This window comes from Lacticaseibacillus brantae DSM 23927 (assembly GCF_001436115.1).
In the GTDB taxonomy this organism is placed as follows: domain Bacteria; phylum Bacillota; class Bacilli; order Lactobacillales; family Lactobacillaceae; genus Lacticaseibacillus; species Lacticaseibacillus brantae.
Genome location: NZ_AYZQ01000001.1, coordinates 168458 through 194880, shown reverse-complemented (window position 1 = coordinate 194880; position 26423 = coordinate 168458). Strand labels below are relative to the sequence as shown.

Annotated in this window: 25 protein-coding genes and 1 tRNA gene; 10 read left to right on the top strand and 16 right to left on the bottom strand. The window is 46.6% G+C overall.

Annotated features, from left to right (window positions below; all coding sequences use genetic code 11):
• The gene (locus FC34_RS00970; protein ID WP_057893511.1) at positions 1–1467 is read right to left on the bottom strand and encodes an MDR family MFS transporter; all 1467 of its coding nucleotides are present in this window, start codon (positions 1465–1467) and stop codon (positions 1–3) included.
• A gap of 134 nt (positions 1468–1601) precedes the next feature.
• On the opposite strand from FC34_RS00970, the gene FC34_RS00965 reads away from it, so the two are divergent.
• On the top strand, positions 1602–2003 hold the full coding sequence (locus FC34_RS00965) for a MerR family transcriptional regulator (RefSeq protein ID WP_083479235.1): 402 nt from the start codon (positions 1602–1604) through the stop codon (positions 2001–2003).
• A gap of 75 nt (positions 2004–2078) precedes the next feature.
• On the opposite strand, the gene FC34_RS00960 is transcribed toward FC34_RS00965, so the two are convergent.
• From FC34_RS00960 to FC34_RS00935, 6 genes are all read right to left on the bottom strand, one after another.
• Positions 2079–3119: a hypothetical protein gene (locus FC34_RS00960; protein WP_057893509.1), complete on the bottom strand. Its 1041-nt coding sequence runs from the start codon at positions 3117–3119 to the stop codon at positions 2079–2081.
• A complete protein-coding gene (locus FC34_RS00955; RefSeq protein ID WP_057893508.1) occupies positions 3116–3988 on the bottom strand; it encodes an ATP-binding cassette domain-containing protein in 873 nt (290 codons plus the stop codon). The genes FC34_RS00960 and FC34_RS00955 overlap by 4 nt, the downstream gene beginning before the upstream one ends.
• Positions 3985–4350, bottom strand: a complete 366-nt coding sequence (locus tag FC34_RS00950; RefSeq protein WP_057893507.1) for a GntR family transcriptional regulator — start codon at positions 4348–4350, stop codon at positions 3985–3987. The genes FC34_RS00955 and FC34_RS00950 overlap by 4 nt, the downstream gene beginning before the upstream one ends.
• A 123-nt stretch (positions 4351–4473) precedes the next feature.
• Positions 4474–5454, bottom strand: coding sequence for a 3'-5' exoribonuclease YhaM family protein (locus FC34_RS00945; protein ID WP_057893506.1), 981 nt, complete (start codon positions 5452–5454; stop codon positions 4474–4476).
• Positions 5455–5703: 249 nt separating this feature from the next.
• A complete protein-coding gene (locus tag FC34_RS00940) occupies positions 5704–6057 on the bottom strand; it encodes a YlbF family regulator (protein WP_057893505.1) in 354 nt (117 codons plus the stop codon).
• Between the two features lie 23 nt (positions 6058–6080).
• On the bottom strand, positions 6081–8156 hold the full coding sequence (locus FC34_RS00935) for a PBP1A family penicillin-binding protein (RefSeq protein WP_083479191.1): 2076 nt from the start codon (positions 8154–8156) through the stop codon (positions 6081–6083).
• A 102-nt stretch (positions 8157–8258) separates the two neighbouring features.
• Between FC34_RS00935 and FC34_RS00930 the strand changes: the two genes are divergently transcribed.
• Entirely contained in the window at positions 8259–9089 is an 831-nt protein-coding gene (locus FC34_RS00930) for an RluA family pseudouridine synthase (protein WP_057893504.1), read from the top strand.
• A gap of 55 nt (positions 9090–9144) precedes the next feature.
• Here FC34_RS00930 and FC34_RS00925 read toward each other — a convergent pair whose 3' ends face one another.
• The 3 genes from FC34_RS00925 to FC34_RS00915 form a co-directional block, all read right to left on the bottom strand.
• The gene (locus FC34_RS00925; protein ID WP_057893503.1) at positions 9145–9600 is read right to left on the bottom strand and encodes an arginine repressor; all 456 of its coding nucleotides are present in this window, start codon (positions 9598–9600) and stop codon (positions 9145–9147) included.
• A gap of 46 nt (positions 9601–9646) precedes the next feature.
• Positions 9647–11329 carry an arginine--tRNA ligase gene (argS, locus tag FC34_RS00920; protein WP_057893502.1) on the bottom strand — a complete coding sequence of 561 codons (1683 nt, stop codon included), beginning with the start codon at positions 11327–11329 and terminating at the stop codon, positions 9647–9649.
• Between the two features lie 262 nt (positions 11330–11591).
• Positions 11592–11662: transfer RNA gene (locus FC34_RS00915), tRNA-Gly, on the bottom strand.
• A 168-nt stretch (positions 11663–11830) separates the two neighbouring features.
• On the opposite strand from FC34_RS00915, the gene FC34_RS00910 reads away from it, so the two are divergent.
• The 4 genes from FC34_RS00910 (at position 11831) to FC34_RS00890 (ending at position 15493) form a co-directional block, all read left to right on the top strand.
• Complete coding sequence (locus FC34_RS00910; protein WP_057893501.1) at positions 11831–12220, top strand: hypothetical protein; 390 nt, start codon at positions 11831–11833, stop codon at positions 12218–12220.
• Between the two features lie 216 nt (positions 12221–12436).
• Positions 12437–12619: a hypothetical protein gene (locus tag FC34_RS00900; RefSeq protein WP_057893499.1), complete on the top strand. Its 183-nt coding sequence runs from the start codon at positions 12437–12439 to the stop codon at positions 12617–12619.
• Between the two features lie 114 nt (positions 12620–12733).
• Positions 12734–13675 (top strand): dihydroorotate oxidase, encoded by a 942-nt coding sequence (locus FC34_RS00895; RefSeq protein ID WP_057893498.1) that lies wholly within the window; start codon positions 12734–12736, stop codon positions 13673–13675.
• A 9-nt stretch (positions 13676–13684) separates the two neighbouring features.
• Complete coding sequence (locus FC34_RS00890; RefSeq protein ID WP_057893497.1) at positions 13685–15493, top strand: glycerophosphoryl diester phosphodiesterase membrane domain-containing protein; 1809 nt, start codon at positions 13685–13687, stop codon at positions 15491–15493.
• A gap of 46 nt (positions 15494–15539) precedes the next feature.
• Here FC34_RS00890 and FC34_RS00885 read toward each other — a convergent pair whose 3' ends face one another.
• The 3 genes from FC34_RS00885 to FC34_RS00875 all read right to left on the bottom strand — a co-directional run bounded on the left by FC34_RS00885 (position 15540) and on the right by FC34_RS00875 (position 17874).
• Positions 15540–16238 (bottom strand): adaptor protein MecA, encoded by a 699-nt coding sequence (locus FC34_RS00885; RefSeq protein ID WP_057893496.1) that lies wholly within the window; start codon positions 16236–16238, stop codon positions 15540–15542.
• Positions 16239–16424: 186 nt separating this feature from the next.
• A complete protein-coding gene (gene spxA, locus FC34_RS00880) occupies positions 16425–16823 on the bottom strand; it encodes a transcriptional regulator SpxA (protein ID WP_057893495.1) in 399 nt (132 codons plus the stop codon).
• A 313-nt stretch (positions 16824–17136) separates the two neighbouring features.
• Positions 17137–17874, bottom strand: coding sequence for an MBL fold metallo-hydrolase (locus FC34_RS00875; protein ID WP_057893494.1), 738 nt, complete (start codon positions 17872–17874; stop codon positions 17137–17139).
• Between the two features lie 64 nt (positions 17875–17938).
• Here FC34_RS00875 and FC34_RS00870 point away from each other — a divergent pair, with 64 nt between their 5' ends.
• Positions 17939–18430 carry a hypothetical protein gene (locus FC34_RS00870; protein WP_057893493.1) on the top strand — a complete coding sequence of 164 codons (492 nt, stop codon included), beginning with the start codon at positions 17939–17941 and terminating at the stop codon, positions 18428–18430.
• A gap of 42 nt (positions 18431–18472) precedes the next feature.
• On the opposite strand, the gene FC34_RS00865 is transcribed toward FC34_RS00870, so the two are convergent.
• From FC34_RS00865 to FC34_RS00855, 3 genes are all read right to left on the bottom strand, one after another.
• Entirely contained in the window at positions 18473–20074 is a 1602-nt protein-coding gene (locus FC34_RS00865; protein ID WP_057893492.1) for an ABC transporter ATP-binding protein, read from the bottom strand.
• Between the two features lie 129 nt (positions 20075–20203).
• On the bottom strand, positions 20204–22270 hold the full coding sequence (locus FC34_RS00860; protein ID WP_057893491.1) for an FtsX-like permease family protein: 2067 nt from the start codon (positions 22268–22270) through the stop codon (positions 20204–20206).
• On the bottom strand, positions 22248–23021 hold the full coding sequence (locus tag FC34_RS00855) for an ABC transporter ATP-binding protein (RefSeq protein ID WP_057893490.1): 774 nt from the start codon (positions 23019–23021) through the stop codon (positions 22248–22250). The genes FC34_RS00860 and FC34_RS00855 overlap by 23 nt, the downstream gene beginning before the upstream one ends.
• A gap of 78 nt (positions 23022–23099) precedes the next feature.
• On the opposite strand from FC34_RS00855, the gene FC34_RS00850 reads away from it, so the two are divergent.
• The 3 genes from FC34_RS00850 (at position 23100) to FC34_RS00840 (ending at position 26374) form a co-directional block, all read left to right on the top strand.
• Positions 23100–23774 (top strand): response regulator transcription factor, encoded by a 675-nt coding sequence (locus FC34_RS00850; protein WP_057893489.1) that lies wholly within the window; start codon positions 23100–23102, stop codon positions 23772–23774.
• Between the two features lie 11 nt (positions 23775–23785).
• Positions 23786–24847, top strand: coding sequence for a sensor histidine kinase (locus FC34_RS00845; RefSeq protein ID WP_057893488.1), 1062 nt, complete (start codon positions 23786–23788; stop codon positions 24845–24847).
• A gap of 174 nt (positions 24848–25021) precedes the next feature.
• Complete coding sequence (locus FC34_RS00840) at positions 25022–26374, top strand: FAD-dependent oxidoreductase (RefSeq protein WP_057893487.1); 1353 nt, start codon at positions 25022–25024, stop codon at positions 26372–26374.
• Positions 26375–26423 lie beyond the last annotated feature (49 nt).

The window sequence follows — 26423 nt, the reverse complement described above, 5'->3', positions numbered from 1 at the left end:
TTATTTACCCCCTTCAACATCAATTTTATTTTGGTTTTTCTTTGTCTTGAGGAAAAATGCGAGAACCCAGCCAAGCAGACTGAAGCCGATCGCAAACCAGAAGGCAGCGTGGTAACCGTTCAAGGTCGCATTAAAGAATGAATTCTTATAGCTCAATGGATCACTCTTTAATAAGCTTGAAGCTGGTTTGGTTTGGTTGGTCACATTGGTCAACACAGAAACCAGAATCGCGGTGGTCATCGAAGTGGCAACCTGACGAACCGTGTTGTTAACCGCCGTCCCATGCCGAATCATATCAGTGCTCAAGGCATTCATCCCGTTGGTCGTCACAGGCATCATGACCATGGAGACCCCAAACATCCGGACCGCATACAAGACGGTGATGTAAATGGATGGCGTGGAGGCCGTCACGAAGGCATAAGGAATGGTTGCGACACCTAAGAGGAATAAGCCGAGTTGAGCCAAGCGTTTGGCACCAATGCGGTCAAAGACAGTCCCGGTAATCGGACTCATCAAGGCCATCATCACTGCCCCTGGTAAGAGGGTCAAGCCTGATTCAAAGGCTGACTTACCATGGATAATTTGGAGGTACATTGGGATAACCATTTCGGCCCCAACCATAGCCATGTTCGCAATTGATCCAAGGATTGTCGAGAGCGTGAACGTTCCGTTCTTGAAGACACGAACTTCCAGGAATGGTTTCTCCAAGTGCAATTGCCGGTAAACAAACAGTGCAATCACAATTAAACCAATCAAGATGGCGCTGATAACGAGGGCATCGCCCCAACCCTTATTTCCGACTTCAGACAGGCCATAAAGCAAGGCCCCAAAACCAAGGGTGGATTCAATTAAGGATAGCACGTCAATTTTAGGGTTCGTATTTGGTAACACACTCTTCATAAAGAAGAAGGATAAGATAATCACTAAGATAGCGACAGGGATAATCATCCCAAATAATGTCCGCCAACCGGAGTTATCAATGACCCAACCGGATAAAGTGGGGCCAATCGCGGGGGCTACCCCGATGGCAATCCCAGACAAGCCCATGGCCCGACCGCGTTGGTCTGGTGGGAAAATTGTCAACATGATGTTTTGCAGCAATGGCATGGTAACACCAACACCGAGGGCTTGAACCAAACGCCCGATCAGCAAGACTTCAAAACTATTCGCCACAAAGGCAATAACGGTGCCTAACAGGAAGGTGCTCATGGCCGTGATATATAACCATTTCGTTGGGAACTTGGTGCTAAGGTAAGCTGACACGGGAATCATAATCCCATTGACCATCAAGAATCCGGTCGTCAGCCATTGAACAGTGGCAGTCGAAATATCGAAGGCCTTCATTAACGTTGGGAACGCAGTCGCGAGAATGGTTTGATTGAGAACAGTAATGAAAACCCCTGTAATCAAGGTGATGACCATCATTGGCACATTGACTGAATTACCTTTCACGTCTTTAACTTGCATGCAACTCACCTACTTCGTAAAATTTATATACCCATCTTTATCACATTTCGTAACATTGACAATAGATTATCTTACAACTATAATTTGGAAAGTCAAGAAGGAGGCGCAAAAATTTGGATAATGTTGTCCAAAGAATGAAGCAACTCGATATTTCATTAGGAATTGGGGAAACGAGCCGTGTGACAGGCGCCACCACAACACAAATTCGTTACTGGGAGAAAAAGGGCCTGGTCGCCTCAATTCGCCATGAAGATGGTGGCAATAAACGGTTTACACTTAAAAACATTGCCATCATTAGCATGGTCAAAATGATGATGGATGAGGGCTATACCCTCGCCAAAGCCAGTGAAGTGATTCAACAGCGCGCGCACAATATGGATATCTTTCATACCATTCTGCAAACGCGCCTCGGCGATATGGTCAGCGAGGCCGGCTTGACGGAACTCAACTTTGGCCCAATTGAAAATGATCCCGATTTCGATGCCGTCATTCGTGTTGCAGATGGCGACGCTAAAATTTATAAAGTTAAACGCTAAACGAGTTCATTGCTCAGTTTTAAAAATCCACGCAAAAAAGGACCGAATTTTTCCGGTCCTTTTTTGCGTGGATTTCTACCGAGCCAATCGATTTTGAATCCGATTGCCATACGCTTGAAAAAGCATCAAGCCTATGACAATGGTCGACACCCCAACCCCAAACCATGAGAAGTAAGATAAGTTACTGGTCAAACTTGAGATTACAATGGCTCCTAAGAGAACAATGAAGAGATAGTCGGTCTGAGGAAAAACGGTCAATGAACCTTCTGCATACGTGACCTGCCCGCTCAAATACACATACAGCCACATCCCCAGCACTAACACTATCACACCGCCTAACAGAACGAGACCCGTTGATTGCCCTGGTGAGTACAAGGTTTGCACCGAAAGCCCCTGGGCCATATCCGTGCGGCCATCGAATCTCACTGTATTGAGTTCTACCACAAACACCAGTCCGTAGAATAGCGCCCAAATTGGTCGAGCTAACCAGGTTCCAAGAAGCATCCCAATCACAAACCATAAACTTTCAAGCACTTGGTTGAGCAGGAAAAACGCTAAAATATTTTGCCAACTCAAGTGAATCACATCCGCTGGCAACGCCTGTTTCAACACAAAATACATAATCGTTTGATTGATCAAAACCGCTAAGTTGAACGTGCCTAACCACCAACCTAAAGAAGACCATGCTGTTTGCCGATTGGATAAGCCACTGCCGCGCAGCCATTCCAGAAAATGCGTGTATTTGCCAAAAACGACCAAAGCCAATCCACTCATCACTGAAACGGCGATCACTAAACCGATATCTTGCCCAAGACTGCGCCCTTCCTGCCCAATGGCGACTTCGAACTTGCCTTGCGCACCTGGTTCAAAGACTGAATCGCGATTGGCAACAAATGTTTCCGGTGTTTCATGAGATTGCGCTAAGTGCTCGCGCAGGTCCTGTTGATCTTTATCAGTGCGAATTTCTTCTGCTGTAGGATTATACCGCCGGTCAAGTTGCGCATTTTTGTTCAACAACCCCGTATTCATCCAGGCAAACAATAGCGCTAAACCCAATAACGCGAGCAGTAAGTAACGATAGCGCCGCCAAATTAAGCGACCTGCATTTGTTTTCATTGGTTATCCTCCTGATTCATTTTGAAAAGGTCAGTCAGGGTAAGGCTCATCGGCTCCATCAAGATTGGATGCCCCGCTCGTAAAGCAGCATCAATGGCATCACTATAGTTGCTAAAAAGGATTTCGTATACACGGCCGCGATGACTGATAACTTGCCCTTGGTGAGCAATTTCGGGTAACTGGTCAGCCTTAAATGCCAGCTGTAACTTCTGGGCATGCTGTCTGAGACTTTCCAAATCATAAGTGCCAGCAATCTGCCCGTCTTTAAGCATATAAACGCGATCACTTAACCCATCTAACTCGTCCAAATCGTGGGAAGCCAGCAAGAAGCTGCGCTGATGATCCGCGACCTCTTGAACAATGAGTTGCAGAATCTGCTCGCGCACAATGATGTCCAAACCCTCAAATGGCTCATCAAGCAACACATACGGACTGCCACTGGCAACAGCTAAGCTCACACGCACATAAGCCTTCAGTCCCCGCGAGAGGAAGCGATATGGTTGTCTGGCGAGGAGTTTGTTGGCCGCCATGAGCCGCCAGAAGGTGTCTCCATCAAAATCGGGATAAACCATGGCCGCAAACTGCGCTGCAAAGCGAATACTTTCATGCGCGAAGTACAAATTCTGATCGTCAAGATAGAAGACTCGCGGAAAAACACTAGGATCTTGAGTCACATTCGTGCCATCAATCTGAATTTCGCCACTATTGGGCAAATATTGATGCAGGATTGTTTTAAAGAATGTGGTCTTACCGACGCCATTGCGACCGATTAGGCCGACAATTTCTCCTGGATGCAAATCGACATTAATATCCGTCAGAATCTGCTGTTGTCCTATTCTTGTGCCTAAACCCTTGATTACCAAACTCATTTGCCCGCCTCCTCATATTCTTCTGCAACCCACGCTAGTATTTGTGACTGCGAAATGCCGCCGATATGGGCCTCAATCAGCAACTGTTTAAATCGACCGGCGAACTTTTGGACCTGCTGGTCGTTTTCAGCTTGGGGTGGACTCACAAATGAGCCTTTCCCCGGTAGCACATACAAGACCCCGTCGGCTTCGAGCTGCTTATAGGCTTTAGCAACCGTATTGGGATTCAGATTCTCTGCCACGGCTAACTCGCGGACGGAGGGTAACTTATCGTCAGCCACGTATACGCCAGTCAAAATTTGCTCTTTAATCTTAAGCACTAAAGCCTCGTAGTAAGCCAAGCCCTGCGCTGGATTTTTCATTGCGCCGCCTCCTTTGTATTATGTGTATCATTATACGTAGTACACTAAAATAAGCAAGCTTTTTCTCAGCCCGCAAAAAAAGACCAACGGCAAGCACGCCGCTGGTCTTTTTAGTGAAAATGGTTATTTTGATTGTAACCCAGGATCTGGATAGGTCTGGCCCTTACTTGGCCGGTAGAACCGACGATTGTCCATCCCAAAAAGTCGCTCAGTGAATGTGCCGGGTTCAGCATGTTGATAGGCAGTCGTCAGCATGTTGATGGAAGCATCCAATTCATCAAGATCATGGAGGATTTGTGCTTCAAGTAGTTGGGGGCGTACTGGTGATCCATACTCAAGTAAGCCATGGTGCGCCAAAATCACATGCCGTAACAGCAGCATGTCTTCGGCGTTCTCGTCAATTTTGAGCGTCTGGGCCGCTTCAACGACCAATTCATCCACAAGCACAATGTGGCCGATCAGGTTTCCGGCCACTGTGTATTCAGTCGACATTGGCCCACTGAGTTCAATTGTCTTGCCCAAATCATGCAAAATTGCCCCAGCATACAGGAGTGACTTATTAACGGCTGAGTATTGTTCAGCCACGCTCCGCGCCAACCGGAGAATGCTGAGCGTGTGGAACGCTAAACCACCAGCAAACGCATGATGATTCGATTTGGCAGCCGGATAAGTCAAAAAGGCTTGCTGATGATCAGCCAAGACTTTACGAACAATCCGATTCCAATTGGCATTCGTAATTTCAAAAATGAATTCGTTGAGTGCCTCGCTCATTTCGTCAGTCGCTTCAGGAGCCTTTTCCATGAAGTCAGCAGGATTATTACCTTCTTCTTGAGTGGCTAAGCGCAGGCTATTAATTTTGATCTGGGGATTGCCCTGATACAATTCGCGCTTGCCACCAAGTAACACGACTTCTCCTGGTTGGAACTGAGCAATATCTGCTTCAGAAGCATTCCAATACTTCGCGGAGATATGTCCTGACTGGTCTTGGAAATTGAACGCGATAAATTTCTTGCCATTCTTGGCAATGCGAACTTCTGCGGATTTAATGAGGACGGGTAAATTCACGTCTTCTTCGTTTTGATAATCAAATAATCTTTTGGCCATAGTTGCCACCTTCTCTAGAATGCTGTGCTGGCATTATCATACCGATAATAACGATAAATAGCAAAGCCAGCTGGGGGTTTGCACAAAAAAACGACAAACGCGAGCGTTTGTCGTTTTGGTTGCGTCACTGCTTAATCGCGTTCCAAAAGGCAGAAAATTCCAGTTAATTGGGATTGATTCAAAGCCTACAATCAGGCTTTAGCATCAACCCCTCTTAATCCGCATTCTCTCCCCATCTGTTGTCACAGCTTATTGGGCGTCAGTGCCGCGATAAATGCCTACAATTGGTTCGCTAATGATTTGGTTAATTTCATCCATCATTTGTGACAATTGTTGTTCCTTTGCCATCAAAGTTTGGATTGGGGCGATGTCTTGCATCTTCTGGCCTAAGTCTTGAAGCGACTTAATATCATCGTCTGAGAATTCTTCACCTTGCATTTGCTTTTGTTGTAATTCCATTTGCTTTTGTTGGAATTGTTGGAACAAAGCATAAGCAACTGTGTCTAATTTCAACATGTCAAAGGCTTGCTTTAAATCCTGAAATTGTTGGGTTGTCTGTAAATCTTTCGCCATTTGATTGGCGCTATCATAAACGTTAGCCATTATAGACCTCACTTTTAAATTTTTTAATCGAACATACCACGCAAACCATTGTACCATTCTCCGAGTGTATCTTTGGCTTTATCTAATCCATTTTTAATCGCGCCTTCAACATTGCCCAAGATATCGCCGGAGCCATCTGGGGTTTGCAGCTGGGCCATCGACTTGGCGTCCTTGGTGTTAAAGGCTGTCTGTGGCGTGTTTGGAAGTAAGTTCTCCATTTCCAACTTAAAAATCGGGGCAACTCCGTTCTCACTGGTACCGGCTAGGAAATGATTCGTATCCGTATTGTTAAAGCCGACCCAGGTAGACACAACAATATCGGGAGTGTAACCAATGACCCATTGATCTTTGGTCCCATAGCCCCACTGACTTGGCACTTCGGTACTCCCGGTCTTACCAGCAACAGTATACCCGCTGGGGGCTGCCGTCATCCCGGTCCCATCCTTAAAGGTGCCAATCATCATACTGGTCATTTCTTTAGCGACCGATGCGGACATAATCCGTTTGGTGGTTGGCGTCCCATTATCTAAGACCGTTTGGCCCGTCGCATCCACAATCTTGCGGATAAAATGGGGTTCAACAATCGAACCGCCATTGGCAAACGCAGAATACGCTCGGGCCATCTGCAGTGGTGAAAACCCGGTGGTCACCCCACCTAACGCCGCGGCTAAATTCTGGTCCCCTGATTTAAGCTGCAAGCCGAATTTATCCAAACTATCGACCCCGGTCTGAACACCGATTTTGTTCAGGAGCCACACAGCCGGCGCATTGAGTGAATCAGCTAAAGCTGTGTACATTGGCACTGAGCCCAGGTAGGTGCCGGTGGCGTTAGTTGGCGTGTAATTGTTTTTCCCATAACTCTGTTTCTTATCAACCAACACAGAATCATAGTGATACCCATTCTCGAGCGCTGGCGTGTACACCATTAACGGCTTAATCGTTGAGCCAGGACTCCGTTGTAATTGGGTCGCATAGTTGAAGCCCAAGAATTGATGGTCGCCCCGCCCGCCAACAACGCCTCTCACTGCACCAGTTTTGGGATCAAGGGCAATTGAAGCACTCTGTGGTTTGGTACCATCGGCAGCTGCCTGAGGGAAAATCCAATCTTGCGCGTAGGTTTGTTCAAGTTTAGTTTGATAGGTTTGATCAAGGTTCGTATAGATTTTGTAACCCTTATTCAAAATATCATCGAGTTTGAATCCAGCCTTAGTGGCTTCTTCAATCACGGCGTCAAAGTAATATGGATACTTCTCGGCCGAGTCAGTGGAATAGCGATCTACGACTTGAATTGGTTCAGCTTTGGCGGCAGCGGCCTGCTGAGCGGTTAACTTGTTGTTAGCCACCATTAAGTCCAACACAAGATTGCGGCGTGATCGGGCATTATCCAAGTGATCAGCTGGATTATAGAAGCTGGGACTTCTCAACATGGCAGCAATAATTGCCCCTTGGCTGGCATCTAACTGACTGGCATCGACGCCAAAATAGCGTTTAGCGGCATCCTGAACCCCCCACACCCCATTACCGAAGTAAGCATTGTTCAAATACATCGTCAAGATATCAGCTTTTGAATAGACCTTGTTTAATTGGACAGCCAAGAAAATTTCCTGGCCTTTACGCATCAAAGTTTGTTTCTGCGTCAACAGGGTGTTCTTAGCCAACTGCTGCGTAATGGTACTCCCCCCACCAGTGATTTCTCCGTGGTGAAGGACCAGATTAACTGCCGACCGCAGAATTCCTTTGATGGAGAATCCGGGGTTGGTATAGAAAGTGCGGTCTTCAGTCGAAATGACCGCGTCTTGTACTGATTTAGAAATGGCATCCAGGTTCACATAGGTGCCCTTTTGACCATACAGTTGGCCCGCCTTCTGATTGTTGGCGTCCAAAATCACAGTTTTTGTTTGGAGTGAACTTTTAATGTCCTGGACATCGGCCGTTTTGGCCTTATACGTGAAGAAAGTACTCATGGCCAAAACCAACAAGAGTACTGCTAAGATGGCCCAGCGAATAAGCTGGAAGCGATGGAAAATCCATCTGATTTGTTGCCAGGTTCGGCTTAATACCGGTTTGGCCTTTTGCCACAGATCATGAAACATTCCCATGTTAACCTCCTATCTGCGTCTGCACCATTCTAGCATATTGCAATTCACCGTGCCGGGGCCGATACTAAAACTTAGCAGTTTTTTAATTCAGGAGGCGACAGAATGCACTTCCATCAACAGGTTATCACCACACACGCCTATGCAAGCGTCCGGGAGATGCTGACTGAATTGTTAGTCCCTAAGAGAACGCAGCATGAGTTGCGCACGACACACGGGATTATGCTCAATTCAACGTACCGTTATTTCAATGCGCCAGTGGCCCAAGGCGATCGCGTTACCTTGGACTATCAAGATAGTGAACCACCGGTCTATGCCTTGGACCCAACACAGATCCCCATTGTTTACGAAGATGCGCAATTATTGATTGTTAACAAACCCGCTGGCATCAAAACGCATCCTAACCAGCCCGGGGAAAATGGCACTGCCCTCAATCGGATTGCGGCCTACCTCGCGCCGATGCCAGCTTACATTACGCATCGCTTGGATATGGCCACCAGCGGCTTGTTGCTTGTGGCTAAAGACCCACTTTCACAAGCAATTATCAATCGCGAATTAGCCACCAAAATCATGCACCGCCAATACTTTGCTCAAGTTAGTGGCAAGCTGGCAACTGACGGGACAATTTCTGAAGCCATTGGACTTGATCCCACTGACAAACGCAAGCGCATGATTACCCCAGATGGTTTGCCGGCCACAACCCACTACCAAGTGGTGGCCCAAGATGACACCACCACCACAGTTTATCTGCAACTAGAAACGGGGCGGACCCATCAGATTCGGGTCCACTTAGCCGCCATCGGCCATCCCATTGTCGGCGACCCGCTATATCATCTCCAACCGACTGGGAACATGCAGTTACAAGCAGCCGAGATGAAGCTCCTGCGTCCTTTCACCAAAGAATTACTCGTCGTGAATATTCCGCGGGCCTTTTAACCGCAAATAAATAGGCTGAGTGCACATGATGAGCACTCAGCCTATTTACTTAACATTACATCGCAAATGTTTTATCGAATTGATCTTTAAACCAGGTCGCTGCCTTAACGTCAGGCGAAATGACCACGACAGTATCATGACCGGCAACCGTGCCGACCACTTGCGGAAAATGCAAATCATCAATCATCGCCGCCAGTAAATTCCCATTGCTGGGTAAGGTGGCAATCACGTTCAAGAACTGAACTTGGGTAATCCCTAACCCAACTTCCCGGATTGAAGCCGCCAAGCGCTCAAGCTGCGATTGTGAGTCAGCTCTAAAAATCGCATACCGCAAGCGGCCACTGGCATCTTGCGCTTTAACCACCCGCATCTCACGAATATCGCGAGAAATCGTGGCCTGAGTCGCGTCAATCCCAGCAGCTTTCAGCTCGCTGAGTAACTCCTCTTGGGTCGCAATCGGTTTTTGGTTAATAATCTTGGCCAAGGCACTTTGGCGTTCAGTTTTGTTCATGACTTCCACCTCTTTATAGCTTTAGTATACCAAGTTTAACCTAAAACTACATCTCTTCTGGTGCCGCGACGCCTAAAAGTCCCAACGCATTGGTCAAAATCTGCGTGGTACTTTGAACTAACGCTAAGCGAGCTGGCAATTCCGCATCATCAATCAAGATTTTAGTATTGGCATAGTATTGATTGAAGGCTTTAGCCAGGCGGAGGGCATACTTGGCAATCACTGAAGGTTCATAAATCCGAGCGGCCCGTGCGATCACATTAGGGTAATCGGCCAACTGCTTGAGAATTTCCCAAGCGGATTCATCTGTTAACCCAACTTCTGGTGCAGGTTGAACCGAGGTTTTGCTCAGGATGCTGTGGGCCCGAGCATTGGTGTATTGCACGTAAGGGCCGGTTTCACCTTCAAACCGAACAACTTCTTCAAGGTTAAAGTCGAAGCTATCAAGGCGTTCATTCTTTAAATCGTGGAAAATAACCGCGCCCACCCCAACCTCGTGAGCCACCTGATCGGCGTTCGCTAAGTCTGGATGCTTAGTTGCAATTTGGTCCTTGGCTAATTGGATGGCATCGTTTAAGACGCGTTCAAGGAGAATCACATTGCCTTTACGCGTTGAAAGCTTCTTCCCCCCAGAAGTAATCAGGCCAAATGGAATATGGTGAATATCGTCGGCCCAGTCATAGCCCATTTCTTTCAAAACAGCCTTTAACTGTTCAAAATGTTCACGCTGTTCATTCCCAACAACATACAAGCTTTGAACAAAGTTATAAGTATCATGCCGGTAAATTGCGGCGGCCAGGTCCCGAGTCATGTACAGGGTCGCGCCATCAGACTTTTTAATCAAGGCAGGGTTTAAATCATATTGGGACAGATCAACAATTTCTGCACCCTGACTTTCTTTCAGCAGATGCTCATGCTCTAAAGTCGCAATCACGCCATCCATCTTGTCGTTGTAGAAAGCTTCGCCGTTGTATGAATCAAAATCAATATCAAGCATCGCATAAATCCGATTGAATTCTTTCAAAGATTCTTCACGGAACCACGACCACAGCCGAGTGGCTTCTTCGTCCCCATCTTCCAATTTCTTAAACCAGGCCCGGGCTTCATCATTCAACTCAGGCTGGGTCTCAGCTTCTTCGTGGAAACGGACGTAATATTCCAACAAGTTGCTGATGGGATCGGTTTTAACCGCTTCTTCACTACCCCAAAGCTTGTAAGCCACGATTAACTTCCCAAACTGGGTGCCCCAGTCGCCGAGATGATTAATCCGAATTGGTGAATAGCCGACCTTGGTCAAAATATTGGCTAAGGCATTCCCAATGACAGTTGAGCGCAAGTGACCCATTGACATCGGTTTAGCAATGTTAGGGCTGGACATATCGATTGGGACATTCCCACTCCCCAGTTGCTGGTCCCCGAAATGTTCCCCTTGTTCCGCAATATCCGTCAGCACTTGGTGAGCAAAGCTGACTTTGTTCAAGAAAAAGTTAACATAACCGCCAACAGCTTTGACCGCTTCAAACGGCGTAGCGTCGATTTGGCTAACCAAATCTTGGGCGATTGTCACTGGCGCCTTCCGATAAACTTTCGCTAAGGCAAAAGTTGGAAACGCATAATCCCCTAAATCAGAGCTCTTTGGGGTTTCGACTAAATTAGTAATTGCAGCTTCATCCATCTGATCCTTGAGTACGGCCGCCAGTGCGGTGACAACTGATTGTTTAAAGTCCATGATGTTCCTCCTTATATGAAAAGACGCGCCCATCCCTTCCAGTTAACCTGAAAGAGACGAGACGCGCCCGCGGTACCACTCTAATTGACATTGTCCACTTTAATGTTTAATTGCCTTCTCGGAAGCGCGCCTTAGGGATGATTGCGGCCATTCCCACTACCAGGCCGTCACTGATCAATCAAAGTCCTAATTCCTCATCGTCTTCAAAGGAAGATAAACGACATTTCGCCATGAATCCGAAGACCCATGGCGAAATCCGTTAAGCGGTTGACGAGAATCGAACTCGCGACACCAGCTTGGGAAGCTGGAGTTTTACCACTAAACTACAACCGCATGTGTTACCACAACACAAATAATTATAACGGATAGGTAAAGATTTGCAAGCGCGTTTAGATTTAAATTTAATGAGAGAAGGCTTAGACTTTCTTTTTAATTCTCATTAATATATAATAATCACAGGATGTTTCCCAAATCCGGATTTTAGAAAGCGAGGCGGTTTTGATGCCAACAACCAATCGACGGTATTTTTTTGTCGCCAAGAATGAACGCACCGCTCATGGATACACCATTACTTTCGTCAATCTCCCCCATTTGTTTGCGCTGGGTGAAAACTATGACGAAACGGTGTATTACGCCTATCGCGTCTTGAGCGATTATTTAACTCACGCTCCCAAACAGGAGGCCGCCACTGCAGCTTACGCCTTAACCACCTTACCCACTGAAGTGCCGGATAATGTCTTCTATTCCCTTGTCAGTGTCACCGAAGACTTTGATCCTCATAAGATGGAGAACTATTTCACCTTAGCACAGCGCCCGCCTGAAGAAATCCGCACCAATGCCAATAAGATTGCGAATTTAATCGATCCGCACACCCAATTAACAGCTGGCTAAAGGCTTGTGCTAGACTAGTGAAGAGGTGATAACAATGGATCCTGTTCAAGATTATCAATGTCCCGTGTGTCAAACAAAAATGCCCTTTGGCACCAAGATATGTCCTGGGTGCAATACTGCGATCTTCTATCGCAACCTTTCAGAAGATTTCTGGAATGATCGCAAGCGTAAATTATTTGCGCAAACTGGTGCGGTATCAAGCAAACGAGGTAAGCGATGAACTGGCTAGCTATCATCACCCTATGGATTTTTCTCATCAGTAGCCTGGTTTTTGTCGTTGGTTTGGTCATTTGGTTAATTACCATGGCCCGGGATAAAAATCCGAAACGGCCTCGGCAAGTCACATTGGCAGCCTTTGGCATCGCCCTGGCAGCTTTGATGACCAACGCATTTATATAAACACGTCTTTAGCTTCTTGAGCAAAAGACGTTTTTTTGTGCCGGCGTCAAACTAGGAAAACAATGGTTTATGTGCTTAAATAAAATGAAAAGCGCACCACGAAAGGAAGGGCTTATGCCAAATTTAGCAACTCATCTGGGCGACTTTCAGTTCGCCAACCCACTCATGAATGCAAGTGGTGTCTACTGCTACGACCAACTCCAACTGGATGCGATGGCAGCTTCTGATGCCGGCACATTGACAACCAAAAGTGCCACGATGGCATCCCGATTAGGTAATCCCGAACCGCGGTACGCGCACTTGGCGCTGGGTAGTATCAATTCAATGGGCCTGCCCAACTTAGGCCTCCCCTATTACCTGGATTACGCTTTGGACTTCCAAAACACCCATCCCACCAAGCCAATTTTTATGTCGATTGCGGGATTATCCCACGCCGATAATATCGCTATGGCGCACATGATTAATGACAACGAGTTTAACGGCCTGACGGAGCTCAATTTGAGTTGTCCTAATGTCCCTGGCAAACCTCAAGTGGCCTATGATTTGGAGGCTACCGCCACATTACTTGATGACATCTTTAGCTTTTTTTCTAAACCGATGGGCGTGAAGTTACCCCCTTACTTCGATTTAGCGCAGTTTGATGAAATGGCCGCCATCTTGAATCGGTACCCACTTATTTACGTCAACTCAATTAATAGCCTTGGCAACGGCCTCTGGGTCAACCCTGACAGTGATACGGTGGCGATCAAACCTAAGGGCGGGTTTGGCGGCATCGGCGGCGATTATGCCAAACCAATTGCCCTCGCGAATGTCCGAGCTTTTGCGCAACGCTTGAAACCTGAAATTCAAATCATCGGCACTGGCGGCGTCAAATCGGGTCGTGATGTCTACGACCTATTATTGTGTGGCGCCAGTTTAGTGCAAGTCGGAACCGCCCTCTACGAAGAAGGGCCAGAAATCTTCACTCGCCTTAACGCTGAACTCGATCAAGAATTAACCAAAAAGGGCCTGACCGAGTTAGATAGTGTTATTGGCCAGTTAAAAACTTTAGATTAGAGGCAAGTCATGAACAAAAAAGCATTTATTCTACCAGAAATCCGTGATTTCTTTAAACGTTGGGGTAGCTATCTAACCCTAATTATTGGGATTAACCTCATCGTTAGTCTCATCCTCATCCCAATCTTCAACTGGGTGGCCGAAAAAAGTTTACAGCTTGGCCACATCGGCTACGTGTCGTATACCAACCTCGGCTATATCATCACACACGCCCCCTTGGTGGCGTTGAGCCTGGTTCTGCTACTCCTTGTGATTCTCCTGACGGTTTATTTGCAATTCTCCAGTCTCATGATTGGGATTCAAACAATTCGTGCTAACCGACCGTTTCGGATTCTGAGTATTTTTAAACAGGCCTTTCACAGCCTTTCACGGTTAACGGTCAAAACAGCCCTATTCTTTTTGGGCTATTTCATCGTCATTCTGCCGTTTGGTAAATTCGTCTTCAACAGTCAACTGCTCTCTAAGGCGAAGGTGCCCGAATTTATCGGCGAATACATCTTGGCCAATCCTTGGTTAACGGCATTAGCCGCTGTGCTTCTGATTGCGATTTACTGGGTGGCAGTCCGGTTTTTGACCTTGATCCCAGCTGTCATCTTGGGCACCGAGTCAAGCAACGCAATGATTGGTGAAAGCTTTCGGGCGTCTCGGCACCAATTCTGGCGACTGACCTGGCGGATTTTTCTGATTACATTGATTAGTACCGTTCTCACATATGGCGCTTCAGGCCTGATTTACTTATTCCAAAGCTACCTAGATACCCATGCTGCATCTAGCGCCTTGGGCTGGGCTGTCGGCAACCTTAGTCTCTTAGAAATCATTCAACAAATCATTAGCAGTTTTAACACAGTTATCGTCTTACGCGTCGCCTTACGATTGGCCGAAGATGGTGGCCTGATTGCTCACGAGCCCCCACTGGTCCCTGTGCAACCACGCCGTCACAAATGGATTATGCGTAGTGTGGCCGTGTTGTTCCTTCTCATTGTTGGGATCAGCATGAGTTTCTACAACTTCGCCTATCTTGATGGGCTGTTAAAGTCCAATCCCCTAACAATTTCTCACCGCGGGGTTGATGATGGTAACGGCGTGCAAAACACAATCCCGGCTTTGGAGAAGACGAGCAAAGAAAACCCTGATTATGTGGAAATGGATATCCACGAAACCAAGGATCATCAATTCGTCGTCATGCATGACGAGAATTTAGAGGCACTCGCTGGCGTCAACAAACGGCCCCACGACCTCACCCTAGCCCAATTAACCAAATTGACTGTCCGAGAGAATGGCCATTCAGCAAAGATTGCTAGTTTTGATGATTACTTAACCAGCGCTGAAAGATTGCATCAGAAATTACTGATTGAAATCAAAACCACCCCGATGGACAGCAAGAATATGCTGAACAATTTCATTAAGAAATACCAAACTCGAATCATCAAAAATCATGATCGAATTCATTCCCTCGATTATCGTGTGGTGAATGGTTTAAAGACGAAGGCCCCTAAACTTTTTGTCAGCTACATCTTACCGTACAACTTGGTCTTCCCAGAAACTCCAGCCAACGCTTACACTATGGAAGCAAGTACGTTAAATGGTGACTTCATCAGCCATGCACAAGATCGCAAACAAGCGGTCTATGCTTGGACCGTCGATGATCCCACCCAAATGCAACAAATGATGTTTCTGGATGTGAACGGCATCATCACGGATGACTTAGGAGAATTGAAGAGTACGATTAAATCAATGAACGAACATCCAACTTATGCTGATCAAATCATCAACTTCACCGTTAATTTCCAAACAAACTTCGAATCACCTGAGAACTAAACAAAAAAAGCGCAATCGTCTTTTGACGATTGCGCTTTTTGCATGCTTATTTAAAATAGTAACGAACAGTCTCGAGGGCGCTTGTTGCCATAATGCGTTGCCCATACTCGGACAAAACATCATCGGAAATTGTTGCTTTATCACCATACTCCATGGCAATGGCAATTTCGTCGTTAGCTTCTTGCATTGAAATCGCATTGTCAAAGAAAGTTAGGCTCAAGTAATAGTCTCCCTTGTACTGATACAAGTCACTGGTACCGCCTTCTAAGCGAAGGACTTTGGCCAGGCTGATAAGATCTTCGAAACTGGCCATCTTGATGACCACATTCCGTTGACCTGAGTTGCCGGGTTCAACGTAATCACCAGCATCGTACGCTTGGTCGTCATCTTCATCTTGATCAAGGCCTTGCAACTGCTCCTTGATAAAGTTGGGAACATCATCCCCTGCGGCCAGAAAAGTTGGTTCAATATCTTCATTGTCAGATTGGTCTTGGTTTTCATCTTTGAAATTATTCTTACTAATGAGTAACTCGAGCCCAGACTGGCTAGGCATCACTTGGAAAGTGACGGCGTCGTTTGTCGCAAAAGTGTGATCTTTGTCAACTTCATCGAGGATGCTGTAGAAAAAGCTCTCAATCTGCTTGTGATTCCCCAGCAAGTCTAAAACGGTTATGCCCCGTGCAGTCAGGTCATCGTTGCCTAATAACACGCGAATTGTATCATCGTTAATCCGTTCCATTTCCATGATTGTTACACCTCACTTTAATCACGGTTCTATACTGGTTATTATACCAGAACTTACCCGTTTGCGCATTGTAACGCTTAAACCGCTTTGGTTCAAGTCAATCCCGGCAAACCAAGAGATTGTAACACAAAAGGAGCCACAACAAAACCAACGTTTTGTCTGCGACTCCTCCATCGTAATCTTCAATTAGAATCCAGCTAATAGTTGTGCTTGTTGCAATTCCAACGTCCGGACAGAACGTGGGAGGAAACGACGAATTTCATCTTCATTGTAACCCACTTGCAACCGCTTCTCATCCATCATGATTGGTCGGCGAAGTAAACCAGGTTCTTTAGCCACCAATTCAATCAAAGCGCTCATGGACAGATCATCTAAATCAATACCCAATTCTTGGAAAATCTTTGAACGGGTTGAGATAATTTCTTCAGTGCCTGACTCCGTCATCTGCAAAAGGTGCTTGATTTCGTCGACACTTAGAGGATCTGAGAAAATATTGCGTTCAGTAAAGGGAATATCATTTTCCTTTAACCAGGCGCGTGCCTTACGGCATGAAGTGCAACTCGGGGATGTGTATAATGTGACCATTTTGCTCGCTCCTTTGTCAGCTGTTAAGCTTTTCTTTACTATTTCAGTATAACGGATTGAGCATGGCCAAACCAATCAGTTTAAAAAAAAAAATTTTATATTTGTTGGTAGCCGTAATGGACATCAAATATCAATATGTCTATTAAAATCGCGTAAACGGCGCTAAACGTCGATTATTATGTTTTTCATGGCCTGAAAAACTGCCAACCGCAATCGGGCATTGAGCCTAGAAAAACTGTAAAGTTATTCATGACGCTAACCAATCAAAGGCGTTAGTAAACACGACAGATAATAATTTCCCACTAGACCAATTTTAGAGTTCGAAATGCTGCTTTTCGCTCGCTAGTGTCACAGGCACTTCGCCGGCGGCGACTTGCGCCTGGGTTTTCATTAGCTGTAGGTCCACCGTCTGTGGCAGATGGGTCAAGACCAGCTGTTTCACATTAGCTGCAGCCGCCAATTGTCCGGCCTCTGGTGCAGTCAGATGCCACTTTGGTTCGGGCTTATCAGCCAGAAAGTTTGCATCCGCCAATAATAAGTCCGCACCTGTTGCAAATGGCCGTAACCCAGCAAACATCCTGGTATCACTCGTGTTAACCAGTGTTTTACCGCTAGAACGTTCCGTGATCCGGACAGCAAAGGCTGGGACAGGATGTTCTGTCGCTAAAAAACTCAAATCAAAGGGTCCTAAGGTCAATCGACTGTCTGCCGTGTATCCCATCGCTTTAGTGAAGGGTCCAAAAGTGAGACTGGCAAAATTTAATGGGTCCATGGTATGGCCATAAATAGGCAGCGGACTAACTTTTGACTTATCTGGCGACAGCTGCCGATTATACTGCAAAACACCGACATCAGCCGTATGATCGTGGTGATAGTGCGTCAATAAGACGGCATCCAAATCCGCTGGTGACATTAGCTTTTCTAAGGCCAATAGCGCTTGACTCCCTGCATCCATTAACAGCGCGTAATCCCCACTTCGGACGAGATAGGCGCTGGTACCGACGCCGTTGGCTGGATAACCGCCATAATACCCGAGAATATCAATCTGCATTTCAAAAACCACCTTTGGCTGTATTTTGGTTGGAAAGGCTTATACTGAAGTCGGAGGTGATTGTATGCAACTCATTCAAACAATCTTTGGCAGCGAACGATTCTTAACCCAGTTCGTTAAGCAGCATCCGACCCTAACCCTGTTGAAACCAAGTGGGCACGATCAAGATTATGCAATTCTGGATCTCACTGGCCGAGTTCAGTTTACCAACCCCTTACAGTATACAGCGGAGTTAAGCAGTGGCGAAATCCTGGATAAGAGCTTCCTGCAATTAATGTATTTTAATCTGAACAGTGAGGATGAAGCGGTCTTCTTATCTAAAGTCCGTACTCTCTTTGAGCACCAGGATATCTTTCCAGGTATTCAAACCCTAGTACTCGCCAAAGCGCATAGCAAGGCGATTCAATATCTCTTACTCAGCGGGTGGGATGATGGCCACCAATTCTTCGCACTGAAGAATACTCCGGCCTTTCAACCACTCTTAGAACTCAGTCAACGGGCGGCCGCCTCAAACGGCTACCATGAAGCCGGCTATACGCGTGTATTCCCAGAATAAAAAATCTCGCTCAACGATGACAGTTGAGCGAGATTTTTTGTCTTATAGCTTATAAACCGCATCTAAATCCGCTGTCACCTCCGAAAGTAAGTGGTGCGTAATCATAATGACGGTGAGAGTTGGGTTCTTAATCAAGGTTGTCTCGATTGCCAAAGCTGTTTTCTTATCCAATGCCGAAGTGGCTTCATCCAGAATAACCACTTCACGGTGGCGGATTAGTCCTCGGGCAAGGACGATTCGCTGACGCTGCCCTCCAGAGAAATTACGACCGTCTTGCACCACAACTGTCTCAAGGCCATCTGGTAGTTGCTGCACAAAGTCATCCAAGCCACTCGCAGTGATTGCGGCAGTCAATTGTTCATCAGTAAACGCTTGGCCTAACGTGATATTTTCGCGCAGTGTCGTCATAAATAGATAAGGGGCCTGGTTCACATAGAGCACATTCTGTCGGATTGCTAAAGGATTAAGGTCAAGGTATGACTGGTTATCAATCAAAATCTGACCACGGTAGTCCGTCAGCTTAGCCGCAATAATGTTTGCAAGCGTGGATTTGCCGACACCCGAAGGACCCACGATGGCATACTTCTTACCCTTCTTGAAAGTCATACTGACTTCGTTCAACGTTGGTTCCAGACTGCCTGCATAAGTATAAGCCACAGCCTCCAATCTCAACTCATGTTGAAATTGGACTGTTGTGTAAGTTGTCAGCGTTTCTGAGCTTGGCGTGGAAGCAAACTTCTCGAAAATCGGCTTGGTCGCCCCCATCGCCATAACGCTGGCAGTAATGCCAGTTAAACCGGCAAAAATCGTCCCGGCAAAATTTTGCGTGGCAGCGAGGGCCACAATTGGCACAAGATGACTAAAGAACAGAATACCAGTGGCGGCAGTAATCACCGTTTGACAAAGTATGCTCACACCGTTAACTGTTGCCGTCATTGCACCCGTTGTCCGTGCGTACCGATTAACTGGTATTGCTAATTCGGTTGATGCGTGCGTTATTCTTTGCGTCACCAATCGCTTGAGATTAAACATCAGCAATTCGTCGAATCCATTGAGCACATCGGTAAAGCGCTCTAAGGCCCGTTCATTCGCCTCGGTTCGCTTCAATGACTGGTCCTGCATCGGCCGATTAAATAATCTTGGCACAACAAACATAACAATTGTTAGGATTAGGGCTAATAAGCCCAAAGAATAGTGGTAGTGAATTAGAGCAATCAAACTGAAGATGACGCTTGCAGTTTGTGAGACAATATCAACCAAATTCCGATAACCTTCTGTATTGATGACTGTAATGTCATTGGTCAACCAAGAAACATAACTTTGACTCGATTGGTTGTGAAAATCAAGATAGCTCTGGTTCGCCAGACGCGCTCCAATGTCACTGCGAATAGCTGTATCTAATTTCTGAATGACTCGTTGAGAATAGTAAATTTCTTGATAAATCCCGTAACAGAACAGCAAATAGCCCACTAAACTGATCCCAGTCCAAACCAGGAATTGCGTTAAATTCCGAGCCGCCAGCATGGTTAATGCACTTGCAGTGGCCATGCCAGCTAAGGTTTGAACCAGGCCCCTAAAGATTAACCAAAACGCGAGAAATAAATTCTGGCGCCACAGACGTTTAATATAATCAAGCAACGTCATTGCAATCCCCCCACCCAAAAAAAGTCCAAGTAACAATCAAAGGTATGCACTCACAGAAGACTTTCTGTGAGATAGTTGCTTTGATATTACGCGAAGGGTTGGATTAATACCAGTAGCAGGGCTGACAAATTAAAAAATCGAATCTCGCCTGATTGCCTGATTCTCCATTTGATTCGCGATGTTAGCCGTCATAAAGTAGAAGCCACTATACACCAAGGCATAAATACCAACGATAATGAAGCCTAAAACGCCAGGCGGGTTATCCAGCCACTGGGCGAAGAACCGGATTGCAAAGAAGGAATGAATCCCGCCAATGGCTAATGGTAGGAAGAAAATAACGGCTAGCTGCTGATAAATCACCCGGCGCGTCACCTCACTCGGCCAGCCGAGCCGCTTGAGACTTTGAATTTTTTGGCCTTCGACGCGCATCACGGCCAGCTGCTTCAAGACCAAAATACTACCCGTGGCTAACATGAACACCCCGCCGGTGACAATCATCAAGAAAAGTAGGAACCCAAATAACGTATTCACTTCTTGCTGCTGTTGGTCTTGGAGAGCATAGTTATAGCGTCCAAACAGTGCCGGATTGTCGGTCTCCAAGTCTTGAGGCTCATAGCTGCCTGTTTTTTCGTTAATCGTCATGTATTGGGTATATTGATCCACCACTTTATCACGACCCAGTTTGGCCGTGATTTTTGCGGCCTGCTGTTCAGTCAAGGTAAAACCTGCTAGACGATCTTTTGCACCCTTGAGATTGGCATAGGTCGCATCTGTGACCAACAAAATGCGAGAATAATAATTGTTGTAGCCGAGTGGAAACAGATTGGAGAACGCCTTTAAATACAAGGTTGACTGATGGGGGAGAATCTCGATGGGACGGTTAAAGTTAGTCCGAACACCACGATTGACACCTCGATACACGGCCTTTTCAGGCAAAATAATGATTGCTTCTTTCCCCGTTAGCTGAAGCTTGGGCAAATTCTTCTGGACCGCTCGGGCGCGATTATAAGTCGACAGCGACATGGCACTGTACGGTTCCATCTCGGTCACCGCGCCATTGCCGCGATCAATCAACCGGACCCGGGCCGCAATCGACTTCGTCTGAATGAACAACCGTTGCTTTGGCACAATACCGGCATCGCGCATAGTCTCCTCAACCAACCCAACGCCTTGCGCCGATGCAGTCACACTCATGGCCGTACTTTCGGTAACCGTCGTTTGCGCGGCTTGATAAAGGACCGCTGCACTTCCGAGCATCGTAATGGTCACTGCGCTCAGAACAGTCGTCAGCCACAATGAATGGGCGTTAAAATAAACCCGCTGAACAATACTCGTAAAAAGTGCTGGCCGGTTCTTCTTCCAATAAAACCGGCTGCGCCGACGTAACTGATCAATTGCCGCTGGAACGCCAAACCGAATCACCCAATAAGTACCGAGCAACACACCTAAGGTCACGACCCCGAAACCGATAATCATGCCGTAAGGGCCTAAAATTGGATTGAGGACGCGGACCATCGCTATCGCATTCTCCGTATAGTAATAGGCACCGGCAATCAGCACCAGCCCCACTATCCCTAAGAGGTAATCGCGAACTTTTGGCGTGGTCACCCGGTTGAGATTAACGCGGGCGGTCAATAGATTCAGCAGTTTTGTCCGGTTGAGATACAAACCATTAAGTAATCCGATGGCCAAATACATCACCAAGAACAAGCCACCAATTTCGACAAGACTTTCAGGCACAATGACCAAGTTCATGGCGACTCGCAAGTGTAGCATCCGGGCTAAAATCATCGCAAAAAATTTAGAAACAATAACGCCCATAACTAAGCCGATTGGAATGGTAACTAGGGCCAATACCCCGCGCTGCACAACCATCGTGACGGTCAATCGATTACGACTTAGTCCGTACAGGCGATAGACCCCCACTTCTCGAATCAACCGTTGGGTGACCAAGTTGTTCAAGTAAACGAGAAAAGTAAAAGTAAATAAGAGCAAAACGACGAGCGTCACATTCAATAATAGTGGCACAATTCGAGCATCGCCCAATGCCTTAGCAGCGGGTTTCAACAAGGCCGGATAATTTGCCAACGCCAAAATGGCATACGCTGTCATAATCATCAAGGCTGTGACGAACTCGGTGATTAACAGAACCCGGCGGTGGCGCCTGATCTGACTACGCGCGATCCGCAGGTACATGCTGATGCCCCCCACTGATGGTTGCTTCCATATCAATAATCCGATCAAAGAATTCTTGACGTGATCCGCGGCGGGTCACTTCAGCAAAATACGTGCCATCTTTGATGAAGATGATCCGGTTACAGTAGCTGGCAGTGAAAGCATCATGCGTCACCATCATAATCGTAACGTCTTCTTCCAAGTTAAGTTTCGTGAGATACCGTAATAAATCAGTTGCAGCAAGTGAATCCAAGCTGCCTGTCGGTTCATCAGCAAAGATTAATTCAGGTCGGGTAATGATAGCTCGCGCACTGGCGACCCGCTGGCGTTGGCCCACACTCAATGCTTCTGGATATCGAGTCAAGACATTGCTGAGTCCCAAAATTTCTGCTGCTATCTTAACTCGGTCGAGTAAATCGGGTGCAACCGTTTTGCCGAGCGTTAGCGGCAAAGCAATGTTTTCTTGAACAGTCATGTCAGGTAGCAGATTGAAATCTTGAAAAATGAAACCCAACTTCTCTCGCCGAAAATTCGCCAACTCTGCATCGGTCATCTGACCCAGATTCTGATTGCCGATGAGCACCTTGCCGGCACTAGGTTGATCAATCGTTGCCATAATGTTGAGCAGCGTCGACTTCCCCGCCCCACTGGGGCCCATGATACCAACAAATTCGCCGGCATCAATTTTGAATGACAAGTTGTTCAGGGCTGCAAAGCGGTTGCTTCGCGAACCATAATATTTGGTAATATGTTGCACTTCCACGACACGCATATTCTATCCTCCAAATGTGGCCCCACCTTGTGCTTCCTCGAGAAAACCGCTACCATATCAAGGAATGGAGTTGAGCCTATGTTTAAAATAATGATTGTTGAAGACGACAGTACCATCGCCCAACTAATCAGTGACAATCTGGCCAAATGGCAATTTGAACCCAGCGTCGTCACTGACTTTGATCAAGTATTCGACCAATTTCTGGCCGATAAACCAAACCTCGTGTTACTTGATATTAACTTGCCGGTGTTTGACGGCTTCTATTGGGTCCAAAAAATTCGGGAAGTCAGCAAAGTTCCGGTCATCTTTATTTCTAGTCGCAACACAAATATGGACCAAGTCATGTCGATGAATTTAGGCGCTGATGATTTCATCAATAAGCCCTTTGCAATCGAAGTATTGATTGCCAAAATAAATGCCTTGCTGCGCCGCGCTTATAACTATAGTGACCAGAGTACCGATGTTATTGAACACAATGGCCTATTACTCAATTTGAACAATGGGATGGCCCAGATCGGTGATACCCAGATTAATCTCTCCAAAAACGAGTACAAGCTCCTGCAAATTCTCATGCGCGCCCATGGCCAAATCGTCACCCGCTCGCGGCTGCTTAAAGACTTATGGACCGATGAACGCTTTGTCGACGACAACACGCTCACAGTGAATATTAACCGTCTCCGCAAGAAAATTGAAGAAGCCGGACTGCCTAATTACATTGAAACAAAAGTTGGGCAAGGATACATCATTCCCTAGGAGGAGATTCCATGCGTTTCCCTGCGTACCTACGTGATCATTTTATCCATTGTCTCACATTTATCATCGGCTTGGGGTTGATTGATTTGATTCTTTGGCTGGATCCAAGACACTTAGTCCGAGTGGATACCGTTGCTTATCTAAACTTCATTATGCTCCTGATTGGCGTGGGAATCTTGGTTTGGAACTTCTACCGCAGTCGCAAGTGGCTCGATCAGTTCCAACAGCGACTTCAAGACCCCGATCAGGCCTTGGATTGGCCGATGCCACTTGGGCACCGGCGGGATCAACAACTGATTGAGCAAACCTACAACGCGGTGATTAAAGCCCATCACTCCACGCTGGAAACTTTAATTGACCGTCAAACCGATCAACAAGCCTTTATTGACTCCTGGGTTCACGAAATCAAAGTCCCCTTAGCAGCCGCTGGTTTACTCAGTGAGAGCCTAGAAGGCCAAGCGCCCGAAGAAAAAGTCGATCAATTAAGCCTGCAGCTTGATCGCATCAATTTCTATATTGACCAAGTCTTGTACTATTCTCGTCTAGATAGCTTCAGCCACGACTATCTACTCCAAGATTACAGCCTGAAACAGACCCTGGCTGACGTGATTGTCGCAAATCGCAACAGTTTCATTGATCAAAATATTCAGTACAGCTTTGAGGGCACTGACCAAAAGGTGTTGACGGATCAAAAATGGCTCAGTTTTATCCTCACCCAAATTATTTCAAACAGCCTGAAATACACGCCAACCGGGGGCAAGATTACCGCCGTTGTTTCTGATGACGATGGCGAAGTCCAGCTGACCATCAAAGATACCGGGATTGGCATTCCCCTGGATGAGCAACACCGTGTTTTTGAGAAAGGTTTCACCGGCACTAACGGACGGAACGCCAACCAAAAAGCCACTGGTCTCGGCCTATTTCTCGCGCAACAACTTAGCGAAAAACTTGGGCATTCCTTGACCTTGGCTTCAACACCTGGTCAAGGCACCGCGGTCACCTTGCATTTCCCTTATCTCAGCTACTATGAAAATACTGGGACAACCCTCACCCACCAAGTGAAACGTCATTAGACAACTCTGCGGAGTTGTTTTTTTGTGCAATAGTGGTCAAAGTTTTTGTGTGGTCTAAATTTTCACCTTGGAATCGATGGCACATTCATGGCATAAATCAGGCGAACATGTTAATATGTTCACGTAGTCGATTGTGGTCGATTAAATTTCGAACGAATGAAAGGCGGTTATTACATGAAAGTCATTGTTGTTGGTTCTTCTCATGGTGGTTATGAAACAGTCCAAGGTATCCTAGCTGATCAACCAGATACTGAGATTCAATGGTATGAAAAAGGCGATTTTATCTCCTTCTTATCTTGCGGGATGCAACTCTACCTGGAAGGTCTTGTTAAGGACGTTAATAGCGTTCGCTATGAGACCCCTGAAAATGCTCAGGCTCACGGCGTGCACGTCTTCGTGCAACAAGAAATTACCGCCGTTGATGCAACTGCCCATACAGTGACCGTCCATGATTTGGCCGCTGACACCACTCGGACGGAAACTTATGACAAATTAGTCCTTAGTGTTGGGGCTGTTCCAGCCAACTTACCCGTCCCCGGGACCGAATTAGACAACGTCTACGCCATGCGCGGTCGCGACTGGGCTATCAAGCTCAAGGCAAAAACCGTTGACCCTAGCGTCAAGAATGTTGTGGTGATTGGAGCGGGTTATATCGGCGTCGAAGCGGCCGAAGTTTTCGCTAAAGCTGGTAAGCATGTAACCTTAGTCGACATGATTGCCCGACCACTGGGTTTATACTTAGACGAAGAATTCACCGATATTTTGGCAGATACATTCAAAGCTAATGACATTTATATTGCCACTGGCCAAAGTGTTCAAAGTTTTGATGGCCAAGATGGCCATGTGGTGAGTGTCACGACTGATCAAGCAACCTATCCGGCTGACTTGGTCATCTCAGCAGCAGGTATTAGGGCTAACACAGACTGGTTAGCAGACACATTGTCTCTGGATGATCACGGTCTGATTAATGTTGACGAGTACTTACAAACGTCCCAATCCGATATCTATGCCGTTGGGGATGCTACGTTGGTCCCTTATGCACCAACCGGTGACAAGAATCGGATTGCTTTGGCAACAGTGGCTCGGCGACAAGGCCGGATCGCCGCCAAGAATGTGCTCAATCATGCCGTGAAGATGCCAGCAGTATCAGGCGCTTCTGCCCTTTCTGTTTACGACTACCACTTCGCTTCAGTTGGCGTCAAGACAGGCACTGCCAAAGCGCTGGGTCTTGAGACGGCTTCAGTCTTCGTCACGGATACCGTCCAACCCCCATTTGTCGACGCAGCTGCTGGTAATGTACCGGTTTATTTCAAACTAACCTATGCGCCTACTGATGGCCGCATTCTCGGCGCCCAAATCATGTCAAAACGTGATGTGACCGCCAATATTAATGCCATCAGTTTGGCCATTCAAGGCAAAATGACATTGGATGATCTTGCTTATGCTGACTTCTTCTTCCAGCCAGGATTTGATCGCCCATGGAACATCATGAACATCGCCGCTCAACAAGCCTTACAACAGCAATAAACTCCAAAAAAGGCAGGGACAAAATTAATTTTGTCCCTGCCTTTTTTAT

Bases quoted from the DNA above. Each gene is read 5' to 3' on its own strand.
- FC34_RS00970 (WP_057893511.1), bottom strand. From the start codon at position 1,467: ATGCAAGTTAAAGACGTGAAAGGTAATTCAGTCAATGTGCCAATGATG.
- FC34_RS00965 (WP_083479235.1), top strand. From the start codon at position 1,602: ATGAAGCAACTCGATATTTCATTAGGAATTGGGGAAACGAGCCGTGTG.
- FC34_RS00960 (WP_057893509.1), bottom strand. From the start codon at position 3,119: ATGAAAACAAATGCAGGTCGCTTAATTTGGCGGCGCTATCGTTACTTA.
- FC34_RS00955 (WP_057893508.1), bottom strand. From the start codon at position 3,988: ATGAGTTTGGTAATCAAGGGTTTAGGCACAAGAATAGGACAACAGCAG.
- FC34_RS00950 (WP_057893507.1), bottom strand. From the start codon at position 4,350: ATGAAAAATCCAGCGCAGGGCTTGGCTTACTACGAGGCTTTAGTGCTT.
- FC34_RS00945 (WP_057893506.1), bottom strand. From the start codon at position 5,454: ATGGCCAAAAGATTATTTGATTATCAAAACGAAGAAGACGTGAATTTA.
- FC34_RS00940 (WP_057893505.1), bottom strand. From the start codon at position 6,057: ATGGCTAACGTTTATGATAGCGCCAATCAAATGGCGAAAGATTTACAG.
- FC34_RS00935 (WP_083479191.1), bottom strand. From the start codon at position 8,156: ATGGGAATGTTTCATGATCTGTGGCAAAAGGCCAAACCGGTATTAAGC.
- FC34_RS00930 (WP_057893504.1), top strand. From the start codon at position 8,259: ATGCACTTCCATCAACAGGTTATCACCACACACGCCTATGCAAGCGTC.
- FC34_RS00925 (WP_057893503.1), bottom strand. From the start codon at position 9,600: ATGAACAAAACTGAACGCCAAAGTGCCTTGGCCAAGATTATTAACCAA.
- argS (WP_057893502.1), bottom strand. From the start codon at position 11,329: ATGGACTTTAAACAATCAGTTGTCACCGCACTGGCGGCCGTACTCAAG.
- FC34_RS00910 (WP_057893501.1), top strand. From the start codon at position 11,831: ATGCCAACAACCAATCGACGGTATTTTTTTGTCGCCAAGAATGAACGC.
- FC34_RS00900 (WP_057893499.1), top strand. From the start codon at position 12,437: ATGAACTGGCTAGCTATCATCACCCTATGGATTTTTCTCATCAGTAGC.
- FC34_RS00895 (WP_057893498.1), top strand. From the start codon at position 12,734: ATGCCAAATTTAGCAACTCATCTGGGCGACTTTCAGTTCGCCAACCCA.
- FC34_RS00890 (WP_057893497.1), top strand. From the start codon at position 13,685: ATGAACAAAAAAGCATTTATTCTACCAGAAATCCGTGATTTCTTTAAA.
- FC34_RS00885 (WP_057893496.1), bottom strand. From the start codon at position 16,238: ATGGAAATGGAACGGATTAACGATGATACAATTCGCGTGTTATTAGGC.
- spxA (WP_057893495.1), bottom strand. From the start codon at position 16,823: ATGGTCACATTATACACATCCCCGAGTTGCACTTCATGCCGTAAGGCA.
- FC34_RS00875 (WP_057893494.1), bottom strand. From the start codon at position 17,874: ATGCAGATTGATATTCTCGGGTATTATGGCGGTTATCCAGCCAACGGC.
- FC34_RS00870 (WP_057893493.1), top strand. From the start codon at position 17,939: ATGCAACTCATTCAAACAATCTTTGGCAGCGAACGATTCTTAACCCAG.
- FC34_RS00865 (WP_057893492.1), bottom strand. From the start codon at position 20,074: ATGACGTTGCTTGATTATATTAAACGTCTGTGGCGCCAGAATTTATTT.
- FC34_RS00860 (WP_057893491.1), bottom strand. From the start codon at position 22,270: ATGTACCTGCGGATCGCGCGTAGTCAGATCAGGCGCCACCGCCGGGTT.
- FC34_RS00855 (WP_057893490.1), bottom strand. From the start codon at position 23,021: ATGCGTGTCGTGGAAGTGCAACATATTACCAAATATTATGGTTCGCGA.
- FC34_RS00850 (WP_057893489.1), top strand. From the start codon at position 23,100: ATGTTTAAAATAATGATTGTTGAAGACGACAGTACCATCGCCCAACTA.
- FC34_RS00845 (WP_057893488.1), top strand. From the start codon at position 23,786: ATGCGTTTCCCTGCGTACCTACGTGATCATTTTATCCATTGTCTCACA.
- FC34_RS00840 (WP_057893487.1), top strand. From the start codon at position 25,022: ATGAAAGTCATTGTTGTTGGTTCTTCTCATGGTGGTTATGAAACAGTC.